Source organism: Paenibacillus sp. QJM3NY_38 (assembly GCF_056173265.1).
On the sequence record NZ_JBWBUJ010000002.1, the window covers coordinates 103,485 to 120,478 of the forward strand.

Here is a 16,994-nt window from a genome sequence, read left to right on the forward strand (position 1 = left end):
CGAAATCGAACTCTTGGTCATTCAATTGAATATTAAAATTTTAACATGAACATCCCGAGTGCAGTCAAGTCAAAAGGATATAATTTGATAAAACTTATAGGAATACACTATTTAGAAAGATGAAAAAAGAAATCTGTTCTGTTTCATGTATCCCATAAACGTAAAGACGACAATGCCTAGTTATCTCCATCCAAATGAATAATGTGATATGCTAACAATTTGCGGCTAGCTCATTTATAGTTGAGAAGAGATAGTCTTTACATCATTTATAATGGGTTAGGTAGATTCTAATCGCGGCAGAATTAGTTGCAAATTTCTCAACGTATAATGATCGAATTATGGATTATATGTCCAGAATGCAACCCATATGAAACATAATCTCTCACAAAAAAAGTTGACACTGCCATTGCGCTCTGTCTGCTTTTTTTCATTATTGCAAGGATTAGTCAAACATCCGCCACCGAATATAAACTTCTGCAATGTGTATCTCATTTGTGGTCATCTTCTCCCATGTGTTGACGAATAGAGATTCTAATGCTATAATTCAATTATTCAATTGAATATTAAATAATGTTGTGCGAAAGTAACTGTGAAAACTATAAATTAGGAGGTATAAAATATGTATAAATCTGTAATTGTCGGAACTGGTCCAGCAGGATTGACCGCAGCGATCTACCTGGCCCGTGCAAATATGAATCCGCTCGTCATTGAAGGACTTGAACCAGGAGGACAGCTTACAACAACCACTGAAATTGAGAATTATCCTGGATTCCCAGATGGCATCATGGGCCCTGAATTAATGGATAATATGCGTAAACAAGCGGAACGCTTTGGGGCTACATTTCTTAACGGTTGGGTAAAGGCGGTAGATTTGGAAAAACGACCATTTAGACTGGAAGTCGATGGAAAGGGCGAAGTCATTACTGAAACTCTGATCATTTCAACTGGTGCCAGTGCGAAATATTTAGGAATACCAGGCGAAACAGAAAATGTTGGCCGGGGAGTTAGTACTTGTGCCACTTGTGATGGGTTTTTCTTTCGAAATAAGGAACTCATTGTAGTGGGTGGAGGCGATACTGCATTGGAAGAGGCAAACTTTCTAACACGATTTGCTTCCAAAGTTACTGTGGTACATCGTCGAGAAGAACTGAGAGCCTCAAAAATTATGCAAGATAGGGCTCGTTCAAATCCTAAGATTGAGTGGGCTTTAAGCAAGACCCCTCTTGAAGTTATTGCGGGAGAACGTGGAGTGACTGGATTGAAAGTCCGGAACAATGTCTCAGGCGAAGAAGAAATTCTAGATGCAAACGGTGTATTTGTAGCTATCGGTCATCATCCGAATACAGAATTTTTAAATGGTCAAATTGAGACGGATGAGAATGGCTACATTGTCACAGTACCTGGCACATCCATGACAAATATTTCAGGTGTGTTTGCTTGTGGAGATGTGCAGGATACTCGGTATCGTCAAGCTATTACTGCAGCAGGATCTGGAGCCATGGCGGCTATGGATAGCGAAAAATTTATCGATTCTTTAGAAAATAATTAAATACGTGGGGAAAGGAGCATAATAGATGCCGGATCAAAAAATGATTATGAATACCGTTTGGTTCAAAGACGCGAAAGGATTTGGTCGCATTAAAAGCGACAATTTACTAACCCAAGTTGCTATCCCTGTTCCTAAAGGGGGAAGTGGAGAAGGGGCTAATCCACAACAACTCCTGATGTCCTCGGCCATTGCTTGTTATGCTCTGACACTAGCGTACATGCTCGATCGCAAGAAAGTACCCGTTGCCGGGTTCTTTATGGACACAGAAGGGAACACAGCTAGAGGGGAACAACTGAGCATTATACATCGTCCGCATGTTGTTTTATCCTCGAATGCATCCAAGGAAGATATCGCTGTGGTCGAAGCATTATTCCTGCAAGCAGAAGAAAAATGCCACATTGGTCAACTGCTTGTCAAAGCAGGTGTACCGGTAGGTACCGAAGGTGAGGTATCGATTGATGCTGGAGATGATCTGACAAGTAACTATATTGAACAACATCAAATGGGATGGTAAACCATCCCATTAAAAAAGGAGATTATACAATTGAAAAAAATTACCTCTAAATCAGAATTTGATACAGCTACCCGTTCCCCCAAAATTACTGTTGCTGTTTTTAAAGCAGACTGGTGCCCTGACTGCAAATTTATAGATCCATTCATGCCTGAGGTTGAAGAAAAATTTGCGAATGATCTGGATCTCATCGAAGTGGATGTAGATCAAGTAGGGACTGTAAGTGAAGAACAAAATATTATGGGTATTCCAAGCTTTGTAGCCTATGTCGACGGTAAAGAGCTTACTCGATATGTCAACAAGCTTCGTAAATCACGCGAAGAGATTGAACATTTTCTGCAAAGTGCTGTTGAGGTATATAACAAACGTTCATAAGGATCGAAATTGGATTAACCAAAGAAAGGTAATGGACAATGAATAAGAATGAACTATATGAAATCTTAATGAATCACCGATCCATCCGTAGTTACACGGACCAAGCAGTCAGCGAGCAAGACCTGACCCTAATCATGAATTCTGTGCAAGCAGCTCCATCCTCTATCAATGGGCAACAAGTGTCTGTCATAAGTGTTGAGGATCGACAAACCAAAGAAAAAATCGCTGAGCTGACTGGAAACCAGCCATGGGTAGCACAAGCTCCAGTGTTCCTATTGTTTTGTGCTGATTTTTTTAGAGCGAAACTTGCGGCCGAATTGAACGAAGAACCCTTGGTTATTACCGAAAGTATGGAGTCCATCTTAGTGGGAGCGACTGATGTTGGACTGGCAATGGGCAATGCAATTGCTGTAGCTGAATCATTAGAACTAGGTATTGTGCCGATTGGAGGAGTGAGAAACAGGCCGCTTGAATTAATTGAGTTGCTTGGGCTTCCTGAATATGTATTTCCTGTGAGTGGACTGGTTGTTGGACATCCTGCTAATCCCTCTGCGAAGAAGCCACGTTTACCTCAAAAAGCAATTTGGCATAAAGAACGGTACAACACCGACTTAGAAGGCCTTATTAGGGAATTTGATCGAACGATCTCTAACTACATGGATAAACGTACAAATGGAAAAGAAACAAGAGGTTGGAGTAAAGAAGTATCCTCCATGTATAACCACATTTATTATCCTGAAGTGAGAAAAATGTTGGAGCATCAAGGATTCGATTTCAAGTAATTCTTAGATTTATGAAATGACAAAAATAAAACTTGGAGGTTTTTTTGTGAATAATTCTCAATCTGTTGCAGCTCTTTTTAAACCATTTGAAATGGGAAAATTCAAACTATCTAATCGTATTCTAATGGCACCAATGACTCGAAACTATTCTCCAAATGGAGTGCCAGGGGAGGATGTCGCTGCGTATTATCGTCGTAGAGCTGAAAATGGTGTTGGACTTATTCTGACAGAGGGTACGTTTATCAACCATCCTGATGTTGCATCCGAGGTGCCAGCATGGCAGGAGGACGTACCACACATATACGGAGAAGAGGCTCTAAAGGGTTGGTCAAAAGTAGTTGATGGAGTACATGAGGCCGGTGGGAAAATTTTCTCTCAATTGTGGCATATGGGTGCACGAGGCAACGCTAATGATTACTCAAAACAAGAAATTTCGGAATTGGTTGAAGCTTTCGCACAGGCAGCAGTCAATGCTAAAAAAGTTGGTTTTGATGGTATTGAGATTATGGCGGCGCATGGATTTTTAATCGATCAATTCTTCTGGGAAAAAACAAACACGCGTAGTGATGAATATGGTGGCGACATACTCAAACGTACCCGCTTTGCTAGTGAGGTTATCGCAGCCTGCCGACGTGTTGTTGGACCTGATTTTCCAATTGTACTACGAATCTCACAGTGGAAATATGATGACTATACGGCAATATTAGTTGAAACTCCAGAAGAATTAAAACATTTCTTAACGCCATTAGTTGATGCAGGCGTTGACATCTTTCATGCCTCTATTCGTCGCTTTTGGGAACCTGCATTTGAAGGATCTGAACTGAATCTCTCAGGATGGATGAAAAAACTGACAGGGAAACCAACCATTACAGTTGGATCTGTCGGACTCGACGCTGACTTCTTGGATTTCTTTGATAACGGGGAAGAGGCTAATGGCAAAGCCAACAAGATGGGCGATTTAATCGAGAGATTAGAACGTGAAGAATTCGATTTGATTGCGGTGGGTCGTGCATTGTTAGCTGACCCTGACTGGGTAAACAAAATCCGCGATGGAAGAACAGAAGAATTACTTCCGTTTACGCGTGAGGCATTGAATACTTTATATTAAATGGAACTAAAAAAATAACTAACGTTTAACCAATGTATTCTAAGGATACTTTTTTATCGTGAAGAGGAAAGTGAAAATATTTCGGAAAAGAGTCAGTGCGCATGCATATGTTGGAAGGCTGAGTATATTCCCACTTCGCATAAACACTTGACTTGAACATCAGTGCATTCTAAAATTCAATTAATTGATTGAATACTTTAATTTTAATTAAAGCTCAGAGTACACAAAAAAATTTCTAATGAATAGAGGGAATTTCTATGAGTCATCAAGACAGTTTATTTAAAAAATCAAATTTTAAGCGTATTGGAGAATTCAACTCGGTTTCTCCGGAGATATTCAAGGCGTTTGTGAACTTTGAACGTTTAGCATTGGCTGAAGGTAAGCTAACGGCAAAATACAAGGAACTCATTGCAATTGCTATAGCCCACACTACGGGATGCCCTTATTGTATTGAGGCTCATGTGAAACAAGCTAAGAAACATGGAGTTTCGAAAGAGGAAATGGCTGAAGCTATAATGGTTGCCACCGCGCTCAAAGCCGGTTCGGCAATGGCTCATGGCGTTAATGCTTTAAATGCGTATGATGGAACAGATGACGACGAGTTATACCGTGCATCTTATATTAATCGACTGAGGGAGTTTACCCAATTAAGTGGAGATGCGTTTAAAACCTTTGTTTCTTTTGATCAGCAAGCATTGAAATCTGGCATACTCAGTACCAAGGAAAAAGAATTGATTGCGGTTGCGGTTGCCCATACCACTGGGTGTCCGTATTGCATTGATATTCATACGAAAGCAGCCAAAAAAGCCGCTGCAACCAAAGAAGAGCTGGCTGAATCGATTATGGTAGCTACTGCGTTAAAAGCTGGTTCCGCTCTTGCTCATGGCGTAAATGCCCTGGTTGCATTTGACGAATAATTAAACTAAAAAGGGGTAGAAACATGAAAATTGAAATCTGGTCTGACATTGCATGTCCATTCTGCTATATAGGTAAACATAATCTGGAGAAAGCTTTAGACGAATTACCGTATAAAGATGAAATAAGTATTGAATATAAAAGCTTTGAGCTTGATCCGGGAGCTTCTTCGTATGATGGGACAAGTTTTGTAGAAAAATTAACCCCTAAGTTTGGCGGAAGAGAACAAGCGAAAGAATTCCTTAGCCACTTAACTCAACAAGCAAAGAATGTGGGATTATCCTTTCAATTAGATAGTCTTAAACCCACCAATACACTGGATGCTCATCGTTTATTAAAATGGGCAAAAACGAAAGGCAAAGAAACAACGTTGAATGAGAAATTACTTATTGCACATTTCACTGAATCAAGAGATGTAGGAGATTATGATACACTGGCCAATATCGCAGAAGAGGTTGGATTAAATAGAGAAGATGCCCTTGGAGTGTTGAAATCGAAGGATCTCTATGCAGATCAGGTACGAAAAGATCAAGATGAAGCTCGTCGAGTGGGGATCAGCGGGGTACCCTTCTTTATATTCAATCAAAAATATGCAGTTTCAGGGGCACAGCCGTCAGAATCTTTTTCTCAAGTGTTGGAGAAAGTTTGGGAAGAAGAGCATCCGGCAGCTAAGTTTGAAATTCTTTCTAATGAAACCTCTAGTCAAGGACTATGTACGGATGAAGGGTGTGCGATCCCGCCTAAAAAGTCATAAAGGACAAGCGGGGATTCAATTAAGATTGATCTATGAAGAATATAAAATAGAGGAGTGCTAAATATGAGTAAAATGAACGGTGTAGATGTGAATATGCTCGGAAGCTTGGCAGAAAAATATAAGAATAATCCTGAGGATGCGATTACAAGTTTTGCATCTACAGTAAAATGGAAAGATGGGTTTTACTCGGAGGCCGAGGTTGGGGACTATAAACCGGTACCCATTGATGAACCAGAATGGCTATCCGGAACTGGAAAAGGGCCTAATCCCGTTGAGCTTTTGTTAAGTGCACTTGGCGCTTGTGTAGGTGTAGGATTCATTGCAACAGCTAGTGGTATGGGGATTAAAGTGAATTCGTTGGAAGTTGATGTTACTGGCGAAATAGATCTGAACGTTTTCTTTGGCTCAAAGGAAGGGAATTCTGGCTTTGATGAAATAAACGTTCGTTTCAATGTGGATAGTGACGCAGATGAAGCGCAGGTTGAAAAGTTGATTGCAAAAGCCATAGAAATATCACCTGTGAGAAACACCATTGAAAGAAACGTTAGAGTGACTTCGATGTATACACTTAACAATTAAAAGCATGAATACTTGATTGTTTTGCTCATTATTGTCGGAGGACGGGCCTGGGGTTACTTTTACAGCTCCCCTGCTTTTGGTCAGCAATAGGAACGAAACAGAAAGGGATTAACGTTAAATCGTGAAAGCCGTCATTATGATCTTACCCCTGTCAAGTAGACAGCCTTAAAAGGCAGCCTTAAGCAACCTTAGTTCGGTACTCAACCGGACTAAGGTTGTTTAGTTTTTGTTGAAAGCGTTCGTAGTTGTAAAAATGGATATATCGTTCAATCGCCTTAACAAGCTCTTCCTCGGTCGAGAAGGTATCGAGTCGAAGACATTCTGACTTCAGGTGTCCAAAGAAGCTCTCGATACAAGCATTATCCCAGCAATTTCCCTTACGCGACATACTCGCTTTCATTTTCTTGCGCTTCAAAAAGGCATGGTAATCCTTGTGGGTATACTGGAAGCCTTGGTCGCTGTGGAGCAGTAGGTTGGTTACTTTGCGTTTATGTACAGCTGCTTGTACGGTCTCCAGCAAAATCCCCTCCAAGTAGACTTTAATGCGCTTTTTACACACTGTCTACTTAAAGGGGATAATATCAAGTGGGCGGCTTTTTATATTTTTACGATGTAAGTTCTTGTCCCGAGCCGAGGACAAGAACTTGTACCGATTTTCAAAATGGACAAGAACTTGTTCCGATTACCGATTAGATGGGAATCTAAATGATCTTTTGGGACAGCCCCCATTGAATCGGTACGATTATTGTTGCAGAAGAGCAGCGATTGCCTGCTCACATTCGGCGCGACTGACGAAGGCTTGCGGCATAAAGTTTTCGTCGGTGATGCCCTCAAGCAATCCCAGCGATACAGCGGCGGCTACATCATCCTTGGCCCAGGAGCTAATCAGGTTGATATCGGAGAAGGTGACGGATGAAGCGGCAGTTGCCGTAGTCCCGGTCTTCATTTCGTGAGCTTTCACCAGAATTGCTGCCAGCTCTTGCCGGGTAACTCTTGCTTCAGGTGCGAAGCGGGTTGCGCTATAGCCCTGCACAAGACCGGCATCAAATGCGGCGGCCACATCGCCGGCATACCATTGTGTACGGATAACGTCCGCGAACGGGTTGGCAATGGATGATTCTATGCCAAGCGCACGAACAAGCAGGGATGCAAATTCGGCACGGGTGATATCTTCGTTGGTCCGTACAAAGGTCACATCATCCAGATAACCAAAATGCTCGTCGGAGCTTGTTTTTACGATAAAGCCCAACTCGGCAATGCCGTCTTCGCCTACCTGAACGTGCTTCAGGCTTAAGGTAGCCGGCTTTTCCCAGGCGCTTCCTTTATAGGTAAGCGGGATGGAGTAGGTCTGTCCTTCGGATACGGCATACATGACAGATCCTTGATCAGGTTCGCCTTTATCACCAAATACTTTGGCTTGCATTGTATAGGTGCCCGGTGCAAGACCCGAAATTTCATGGGTAAGCGTAAAATCAATCGGCTGCTCGTCGCCATAGTTAAATGCCTTGGAGCCGGTACTGTCCCCAAAAGACGTCGGTTGCTCTCCATTCAAGTACCACGAAGCGGTATTGCCGTTTACGGTAAGATTGTTAGTTTCAATCGCATCCGCTTTCATCACAAGCTTGAAGTCATCGATGTTCCCCCATTGTCCACCTGAATACTTCAAGTTTGCGCCAATGGTCAAGGTTCCATCTGTAACTTCAATGGTGTCAATCTTAGGGTTAGACCATTGCGTCCAACCCGTATTGGTAAAGCTCTGCTTCTGTTCACCGGCAAAAATCTCAGCAACTTCTTCCTCGCCCCCGCCCGATACCCAGGCTGATAGCTCATACGTTCCGTTCTCCAGTCCTGTAAGCTGCTGTGAAACAGTAAACTCCATAGCCGAAGCGCTCCAGTAATGCAGTGCCGATGAACCTGAATACATATCGGTTCCCGTACTTACAGCGCCATTGTTATTATCCGTAACGCTCCACCCGCTTAATCCGTTCTCAAAGCCCGGATTCTCAATCGGATTGGAGCTTGGGATCACAACGACCTCGGCAGAATCGGTAAATTGTCCTTCAAAGGTGGTGACTGTTACCGTCGCTTTTCCTTCGGCAAGCCCGGAAACAGTACCATTATAGCGGTCTACCTTTACAACTTCCGGATTCGAGCTGATAAAAGTTACACCTTGATAGGTAGCGTTTTCAGGTGCAACAATAGCACGTAATCGATCAGTATCCCCTACTTCAACTGTAGTGGTGTTCTTGTCCAGCTCGACGCCGGTTACTTTCTGACGATTGACCTCTGCAGCATCGTCCAGGAATGCATCCATGGCGAAGGAAGGTGTGCCATCCGAGCTCCAGGCCGAAAGCGGATAACCGAAATAGACACCTTCAGGAGCCCAATAGAAAATACCGGTTCCCAGATTGTCCGGCACGTCCTTCAGCTTATTCTGAGTGGCTACCAGCATGTTGTACACATTATCTTCATTTTTGTGGACATCGCCGCCGATTTCGACAATCATAACTTCCTTGCCGTACTTCTCAGCAAGCGTATTCATGTTATCAGCCAGTTCATCGATAGAAGTGGTATAAATCGAGTCCGGGTAATAGGACAAGCCGATAATATCGTAGTCGCTATCCTTAAGGCCAGCTTCAATCAAACCATTGTAAAATCCATCTACACCTTCATCCGCTCCGTTGGCACGGTGGATAATGACTTTAATGTCGGGAAAAACTTCTTTCGCAGCGTGTGATCCTGCCTGAAGCAACTCTACCAGATTGGTAGTATTGCTATAAGCGCCAATCGGATGCAGCATGCCATTGTTAATTTCATTGCCGATCTGAATCCATTCCGGTGTTACGCCGGCTTCTTTGAGACCGTCCATAACCTCTGTCGTATATTCGGAGACATGCGTTTTTAATTGCTCCAGATCCGCATCCTCCCACGCCTTTGGAGTATGTTGTTTGCCGGGATCTGCCCAGGAATCACTGTAATGCAGGTCAATCATGATCCTGAATCCGAAATCGCTTACACGAGAAGCCATTTCAATCACTTCCTCGGTGCTGTTGTGACCATTGGAAGGGTCGTCCGAAGGATTGACGAAGGCTCGCAGGCGGATCGAATCAATTCCGTGATCCTTTAAAATTTGGAGGAGATCCTCTTCGTTTCCGTTGTCATCATAGAACTTGTGCCCTAAAGCCTCCAATTGCGGCAGCCAGCTTACATCTGCCCCCTTGGCGAAGGTAGGAGCTGATTCGGCAGCGGCGGCATTCGCCTTTGCCGACGCGTTGAAGAGGGGCATTGATAAAAGTAGTGCAAGTGCAAGTATAGCAGGCATGATCCGTTTTCTTGTGTTCACTGTGTTACCTCCTTGAGTTCATCCAAGTATGGTGTGAATAACAAACGATTTCATAACGGTGAATAAAAACAATGTGTACCCAAAGAGTGCGGTGTGCATTCATTCTTTTATTGTGGCTTGCCTATGCGCTCCTCCCCTCACTTCTGTTATCATTATCCAGTGTAGTAGACAGGAATACGCTTTCAAACTATGCTGTTCAACGAAAACCTATACTTTTGCAATTATATGCCGTGATTATTCCGGTAAATTGGAAACCGATCGCGATTACGGTCCCTGTGTTTAATTCACTCTCCACTGTAATGCTGCCTTCATGTTACTCCACAATCCATTTAGCTATGGAAAGACGCAGACCTGTGCTTGAGCTGCCCCGCATTTCGGATTTGTTGCACTTATAAAAAATCGGTCGAAGATATAGGGAATGTCCGTTTCGGCTTTGCTTATTCGTTTTGAAGAAAGAACATGTTCATATTACCGATTTTGATTGTGATCTAATAAATATAAAGCTATATGCACTTAGAAAGGAGCGATCTTTTAGAGGGTCATCGAACATTCTACATGGTTCAAATTTGGGAAATCGTTGAAAAAGTATAGGTTTTTGTTGCTTGACTGAATTTCTAAGGGTTAGATGTTTACATATAATGGGGTTGAAAGCGAGCACTAAAGACGTGATTTAAAGGAGTCGGTAATGAGAAATGGTTATGAAAAGCACTAAAAACGTGTAGTCTTGCCTTTTTAGAAAGCGATTACATCAACTGAGATTGACACATGAATACCTGATGATTGAGGGGCAACTTGGTTATCAATAGCTTGTCTGTAATGAATATTCTCAAAAACTAAAGGGGGATGGAAAATGAAGGAAAATAACAGCAAAGGCATAAAACTGCTTATACTCATGCTAATGGTTAGTCTTCTGATAAGCGCATGTGCGGGTAATGTGAGTAATAGTGACGAAACGGTGAATAGTTCTACGCCAGCCAGCGATTCACAAGGAGCGAAAGATAACTCGGAAGAGGTTACGCTGAAGATGGTGCTCATAGGCAGCAAACCTGCGGATTACGACGCGGTGTTTGGCGAGGTGAACAAGTTACTCAAGGATAAGATCAACACGACCATTGAAACAGAATTCCTGGACTGGTCCGATTGGTCATCTAAATATCCATTAAAGTTTGCGGCGAAAGATGACTTCGATTTGGTGTTCACTGCGAATTGGGCATTCTATACCAACCAGGCAATGAATGGCGGATTCCATGAATTAACGGACGAGCTGTTACAAACCTATGCACCATTGACATGGGAAGCGATGCCGGAGGTATCGTGGGATCAGGCTAAGGTTAAAGATAAAATATACATGGTACCGAACAATAATCAGGAACTCACAGACAAAGTTCTACTGATACGCGAGGATTTGCGTAAGAAGTACAATCTTGAGCCGGTGACGGATGCAGAGACATTTGCTATCTATGCTAAGACTATTGCGGCAAACGAAAGTGGAATGAGTGGTTTCGGTACAGCGGTGGGGGGCGGCTATAAATGGCACGAGTTAGATAATGTGTTACTTGAGCAACAGAATGAATGGAAGCTTGTGGATCCAAACATGCCATTCGTTTATAGACTAGACGATGAGACCGGGACAGTCTTCAATGTGTACGATACTCCTGAGTTTATTGAATTGCTTGCTTATTACAAGGATTTAGCTGATAACGGTGTTTGGTCTAGGAACGTCGTTAACAGTAAAAACGAAGTGTGGCAGGATGTAAAAGCCGGCAAAGCAGCATCTCTCAAAGGAAATTTGGGTACCGCAGGCTTCCAAATTGTCGAAGCTCGTCGTGATCTTCCAGATGTAGAAATGGCTATTGCGGATCTTACCCCGGACAAGAAGAAGACAGCTTCGATCTCAACACAGAACGGAATGGCTGTTCATGCAGCGTCTGAACATGTAGAGCGTTCCCTGATGGCCATTGATCTATTGCAGAATGACCGAGAAATCCATGATTTGGCGATGTATGGGATCTCGGGTAGTCATTATGAGCCAGTTGGCGATGATAAATATGAGCCAGGCCCGAACAGAGATAAATATACTGGATTCTCTAACTGGGGGTTTAATTCTCCACTTAACCGTACAGAGATATCCTACCCGAGAGAAGCGACAGAGATCGAACAATACTGGGAAGAGCTAGTGTACAACTTTCCACTTGAAACGTTCGTGTTCGACGATCAGATGGTGAAGAATGAGCTGGCAAACATTGGCAACATCATGATACGTTATGGCGTTCCATTGGAATACGGCTTGGTTTCAGATCTTGAGCAGGGACAGGAAGAGCTTCTGGATCAACTCAAAACCGCTGGCATTGACAAGGTACAGTCAGAACTCCAAAGCCAGATAAACGCGTTTTTGGAGAATAACTAAAGGTCACTGTTATTCCCAACCCATTCGCCTGAGGCGCATATATTATCTGGCTTCCACATTTCAACTGCAGATACTATTAGGGTCGATCGATTTGTGATCGGCCTCTCAGGCATTTCTTGAAGCTGAATGTTTTTTTCTAACTAAGTCTTACCATTCACAAAAATTCTTACTATTACATCAGAACTGGCTGAGATATACTGCTTCATATAAAGTATTACGCATCCAATGAATCGGGAGACGATCTATGAGCCTAGCAACACAAAAGAAAAAGATAATTCCTTATACCTACAAAATGATGTTTACTTACTTGCTGCTTGTCCTTATTACAGATGCCGTCATCGGCTATTCGTCTTTTAGAATGCTGACCGATTCGCGAACAGAGATCGCCGAGACCAATATCAGGACGATGATGGCGCAGACTAGCAATAATTTAAAGTATCAACTGGACGAGATTCAGCGTATCTCGGATACTTTGTTCAGCAGTGCCCCCTTTCAGCGTGCTTTACAGAAGCAAGGGGAACCGCATGACATCTATCTGAGTATGATCGACGACATCATACCTCAAATGCAGGCTCCATTGCAGCTGTTTGGAAATCCGATTCGAATTGTTTTATACACGAATAATGACGACTTGAACATTATAGAAGGAGATGACCTGACAAGTCCATTAGAGGATAGCGATTACTACATTTTACCCGCCACTGAGATTCAGGACAGCGAGTGGTCTCAGAAGATCATGAACGGAGATGAGAATCGGTGGATACAGGTCGAGTCAGACCGTGAGTTAAATCATATTTCGCATATACGCCGAATGCTGTCATTCGACGATTATCAGGTTAACGGTATGCTTCGGATTACGGCCGGGTTTGAAGATCTACTGGGAAATTATGTGAACTATCCAGAGGAGGATGGTATCTCCATGCGGCTCATTGACGGAGTTACAGGTGCTATGATGTACCAACGTGGTGGCGCAGACCCGAAGATGGCAGATTCACCCTCCTACCTGACACTTAAGCAAGCCGTACCTGAGACGGACTTTGTCATCGAAACATGGGTACCCCATGAGTATTTGCAGAAGGATGCCCGGCGTCTCCAGCTTGTTATCCTGGCTATATGCACGATTAGTTTCCTGGTCATGATGCTGATTGGTTTCATGGTCGCCAGACTATCGGGTCGCAAGATGAGAAGGATCATTACGCTTATTCGCACTTTTGAAAGTGGTAACTTTGAGAAGCGGCTTCGCTTTGGGGGTAATGACGAATTTAGCCGAATCGCGGAAGCATTTAATTCCATGGCTACGAATATTCAAGAGCTGATTAGCAGCGTTTATGTGCAGGGGATACGACGTAAGCAGGCTGAGCTTGACGCACTGCAGGCACAGATTAACCCCCATTTTCTATACAACACACTCTCTACCATTAGCAGTCTAGCTAATATGGGGGAAACGGCTCAAGTCACGGAGATGGTCAAGGGACTGTCGCGATTTTATCGTCTAACGCTCAATCAGGGAAATATCATTATTTCACTTGAGAAGGAGCTGGAGCAAGTCGAAACATATATGAATATCCAAAGAGTCAAGTATGTGGATAGCTTTACCTTCAGTACGGATGTGGATCCCAGCATTCTAGACATCCCGGTGATTAAGTTGATTCTTCAGCCCGTTGTAGAAAATGTATTCAAGCATGCCTGGTTCGACGATACCATTACCATCCGTATCAAAGGCCGCAGGCTAGGCAGCCTGTTGGAGCTGAGTGTAATCGATAACGGAGTCGGCATGAAGCCGGAAACGGTCCGTTCCCTATTGGATTCAGTCAAACAGGAAGGCGGATGTGGGTTAAAGAACGTGAATGAAAGAATCAAACTTCACTATGGAGATGAATATGGCTTAGAGATCGGCAGCGTGTACGGCGGAGGGACGACCGTACGGATTCTACTGCCTGCTGAGCGTCCTCAGGAAATGAACATAATGTAAGGCAGGTTGAATGGAGGAGACTACATGACTGTAAAGGCAATGCTCATAGATGATGAAAAAATCGACTTGGAATGGCTTCGGCGTAGAGTAGTAAGCAGCGGTTTGCCACTTGAAGTCGCAGGAACGGCAAACAATGGATTTGTAGCGCTCGAGTTAATGCAGAAGCTTGAGGTTGATCTTCTCCTATCGGATATTCGCATGCCGATTATGACGGGGATCGAATTCGCACGGAAAGCAAAAGAAATAAATCCTCATGTAAAAATCATTTTTATTAGCGGGCATGAAGACTTTAGCTATGCGAGGGAGGCGTTGTCTCTACATGCTTCCGGTTATCTACTGAAGCCTGTCGACGATGACGAGCTTCGAGAGACGCTATCGGAACTATGTAGCGAAATCAGCCGAGAGAGGGAGAGAACCAAGTCAAATGATGAGGTACTGTCGCTAGCCAGTCAAGCGCTGCTACTCCGCTGGCTGAGCAGTCGTACTCGGGAGCAGATTGACAATCATATGCAGCAGTATATAGAACCGCAAGTACGCAACGGGGCTGCGGTGGCGATCATTGAGATGGATGATGTGGAGTGGAAAATGCTCGACATGTCAGCGGATGATCGACATCAACTGTCTGGGGACATCATGAGTTATCTCGGAACATTTGCAACGGAGAGTGGACTTGGTACAGTGATTGCGAGTCACTCCGAATACCAATTTGTCATGCTGGCTAAAGGCACTGAAGAGGAGAATGTTATTTTACTGGAGGAAATGATCCAGGCTGTAGCCAATGCTTTTCCTATCACGGTTACTGTTGGGTACGGCAAGTCTACCGATGACTGGCGACGTCTGCCTGAATCTTATCATCAGGCAGTGGCTGCTTTAGATGCCAAATGGCTAGTTGGAAAGAATCGGCTAATCCGGGATGTGGCAAAATCCCCATCGGGTGTACAGGTATCCAAGAACCTTGATGAGCTTATTGAGCTAATGGTAACTTCAATTCTGGCATATGATCTGCTTGGTATTGATGACTGTCTTCTACAAATCTTCGGGCGAGATCGTCCGCTGCACAAAATGAATGATGTATACAATCTCATCATCCGAATCACCTCTAAGATTCATGCCGATCTGCAGCAGTTGGATGAGGATTTATATGAAATACTTGAGTGGGAGTCACAGCAACCAGAGGTTCTGTTTCAGTTCGAGACCGTAAGCGACATCTTATCCTGGTTAAGGCGGCGATTCTTTGAATTGTCAGAGAGGTTGTTTACGAAGCGGTCGAAGACCAATCGGAAGCTCATTAGAAACATCCTGAAATACGCCAAGGAGAGGGTTGAATTGAAGGTGACACTAAAGGAGATAGCGGCTCATTTCAATTTTTCGCCGAACTATCTTGGGCATCTTTTCAAGGAAGAAACGGGCATGAGCTTTAGCGATTTTCTTCTTGATCTGCGGATGAAGCGGGTGTGCGAATTGCTCGCTGATCCGTCTCTCAAAATCTATGAGATTGCCGAGAGGGTTGGATATAAGAATATTATTTACTTTAACAGACAATTTAAACAGTCGAGCGGAATGTCACCAGGTGAATATCGGAAAAAGCATAACATTTAGATGAAGAAAAAGAGTGCCGGGGCGGTTAAGCTTCGGCACTCTTTCTTCATTGAATCGTAGATTGAATATAACTTTTAGTTGCTTAGCTTAATGTTGGCTGATGACCCAGACAGACTATAATCAAAGTATCATATCACTAACCGCAAGACGGTTACATTAGAGAGGGTGACACCTATGAATCGAAAGGGTTTTTGGAGAGATTTGGTCAAGTACAGAACCCTGTTGCTCATGCTAACACCAGCCCTACTGTTCTTCTTCGTGTTCTCTTATATTCCGATGGCCGGGATTGTATTGGCCTTTAAACAGTACACGTACAACGGTGGGATCTTTGGGAGCCCATGGAATGGACTGGACAACTTTCGCTTCTTCTTCGAGTCAGGCCAGGCTTGGCAGGTAACTCGAAACACGGCATTGTACAACATTGCCTTTATCATCGTAAACAACGTGCTTCAGATTGCGATGGCCATTCTGTTGTTTGAGGTTGCGAATAAGTGGTTCCGTAAAATTTTTCAAACGATGATGTTCCTGCCCTACTTCATATCCTGGGTTGTAGTCGGCGCAATCGCATACAACTTGTTCAGCTATGACTATGGCATGATCAACGTTGTACTTGGAGCACTAGGCATGGATCCGATTGATATCTACAACACAGCGGCTTACTGGCCATACCTGCTAGTCATTGTATCGGCTTGGAAGGCCGTCGGCTACGGTACGATTATGTATCTTGCTGCTATTACTAGTATCGACACTGAGATGTACGAAGCAGCAGAAATTGATGGTGCCAATGTGTTCCAGCGAATGATCAAAATTACGATTCCAAACCTGTTCCCAACTGTAATTATTCTGATGCTGCTCGCAGTCGGTAACATCTTCCGAGGAGATTTCGGGATGTTCTACAACATGGTTGGAAATAATGGTCTGTTATTTGCAAACACAGATGTTATTGATACTTTCGTATTTAGGTCTTTGACATCCTCTAACGATATCGGAATGTCTTCCGCTGCCGGATTCTATCAATCTGTACTCGGTTTCGTCACCATTCTGCTCGCCAACTATGCTGTGCGTAAATACGATAAAGATCGAGCACTGTTCTAAGTCAG

At 43.5% G+C, this 16,994-nt stretch carries 13 protein-coding genes and 1 pseudogene; 12 read left to right on the forward strand and 2 right to left on the reverse strand.

Features of this window, described 5'->3' with window-relative positions; all coding sequences use genetic code 11:
* The first annotated feature begins 619 nt into the window (after window positions 1-619).
* The 8 genes from trxB (at window position 620) to AC0VZ8_RS34310 (ending at window position 6,573) form a co-directional block, all read left to right on the forward strand.
* Window positions 620-1,549: a thioredoxin-disulfide reductase gene (gene trxB / locus AC0VZ8_RS34275; RefSeq protein WP_475487980.1), complete on the forward strand. Its 930-nt coding sequence runs from the start codon at window positions 620-622 to the stop codon at window positions 1,547-1,549.
* A 25-nt stretch (window positions 1,550-1,574) separates the two neighbouring features.
* Window positions 1,575-2,063 (forward strand): OsmC family protein, encoded by a 489-nt coding sequence (locus tag AC0VZ8_RS34280; protein ID WP_475487981.1) that lies wholly within the window; start codon window positions 1,575-1,577, stop codon window positions 2,061-2,063.
* A 30-nt stretch (window positions 2,064-2,093) separates the two neighbouring features.
* On the forward strand, window positions 2,094-2,435 hold the full coding sequence (locus AC0VZ8_RS34285) for a thioredoxin family protein (protein ID WP_475487982.1): 342 nt from the start codon (window positions 2,094-2,096) through the stop codon (window positions 2,433-2,435).
* Window positions 2,436-2,473: 38 nt separating this feature from the next.
* A complete protein-coding gene (locus AC0VZ8_RS34290; RefSeq protein WP_475487983.1) occupies window positions 2,474-3,217 on the forward strand; it encodes an NADPH-dependent oxidoreductase in 744 nt (247 codons plus the stop codon).
* A 46-nt stretch (window positions 3,218-3,263) separates the two neighbouring features.
* Window positions 3,264-4,325: an NADH:flavin oxidoreductase gene (locus AC0VZ8_RS34295; RefSeq protein WP_475487984.1), complete on the forward strand. Its 1,062-nt coding sequence runs from the start codon at window positions 3,264-3,266 to the stop codon at window positions 4,323-4,325.
* 257 nt (window positions 4,326-4,582) lie between these two features.
* Window positions 4,583-5,242 carry a carboxymuconolactone decarboxylase family protein gene (locus tag AC0VZ8_RS34300; RefSeq protein ID WP_475487985.1) on the forward strand — a complete coding sequence of 220 codons (660 nt, stop codon included), beginning with the start codon at window positions 4,583-4,585 and terminating at the stop codon, window positions 5,240-5,242.
* A gap of 23 nt (window positions 5,243-5,265) precedes the next feature.
* Window positions 5,266-5,994, forward strand: coding sequence for a DsbA family oxidoreductase (locus AC0VZ8_RS34305; protein ID WP_475487986.1), 729 nt, complete (start codon window positions 5,266-5,268; stop codon window positions 5,992-5,994).
* Window positions 5,995-6,057: 63 nt separating this feature from the next.
* Window positions 6,058-6,573: an OsmC family protein gene (locus AC0VZ8_RS34310; protein WP_475487987.1), complete on the forward strand. Its 516-nt coding sequence runs from the start codon at window positions 6,058-6,060 to the stop codon at window positions 6,571-6,573.
* A 178-nt stretch (window positions 6,574-6,751) separates the two neighbouring features.
* Here AC0VZ8_RS34310 and AC0VZ8_RS34315 read toward each other — a convergent pair.
* Both AC0VZ8_RS34315 and AC0VZ8_RS34320 read right to left on the reverse strand, forming a co-directional pair.
* Window positions 6,752-7,042 (reverse strand): annotated as a pseudogene (locus tag AC0VZ8_RS34315) (IS3 family transposase); the annotation flags it as partial.
* A 273-nt stretch (window positions 7,043-7,315) separates the two neighbouring features.
* Complete coding sequence (locus tag AC0VZ8_RS34320) at window positions 7,316-9,916, reverse strand: glycosyl hydrolase 53 family protein (protein WP_475487988.1); 2,601 nt, start codon at window positions 9,914-9,916, stop codon at window positions 7,316-7,318.
* 850 nt (window positions 9,917-10,766) lie between these two features.
* Between AC0VZ8_RS34320 and AC0VZ8_RS34325 the strand changes: the two genes are divergently transcribed.
* From AC0VZ8_RS34325 to AC0VZ8_RS34340, 4 genes are all read left to right on the forward strand, one after another.
* Window positions 10,767-12,323, forward strand: coding sequence for a DUF3502 domain-containing protein (locus AC0VZ8_RS34325; RefSeq protein ID WP_475487989.1), 1,557 nt, complete (start codon window positions 10,767-10,769; stop codon window positions 12,321-12,323).
* A gap of 244 nt (window positions 12,324-12,567) precedes the next feature.
* Complete coding sequence (locus tag AC0VZ8_RS34330) at window positions 12,568-14,295, forward strand: sensor histidine kinase (RefSeq protein WP_475487990.1); 1,728 nt, start codon at window positions 12,568-12,570, stop codon at window positions 14,293-14,295.
* A 24-nt stretch (window positions 14,296-14,319) separates the two neighbouring features.
* Window positions 14,320-15,894: a response regulator gene (locus AC0VZ8_RS34335; protein ID WP_475487991.1), complete on the forward strand. Its 1,575-nt coding sequence runs from the start codon at window positions 14,320-14,322 to the stop codon at window positions 15,892-15,894.
* 174 nt (window positions 15,895-16,068) lie between these two features.
* Window positions 16,069-16,989, forward strand: a complete 921-nt coding sequence (locus AC0VZ8_RS34340; RefSeq protein ID WP_475487992.1) for an ABC transporter permease — start codon at window positions 16,069-16,071, stop codon at window positions 16,987-16,989.
* The last annotated feature ends 5 nt before the right edge of the window (window positions 16,990-16,994 follow it).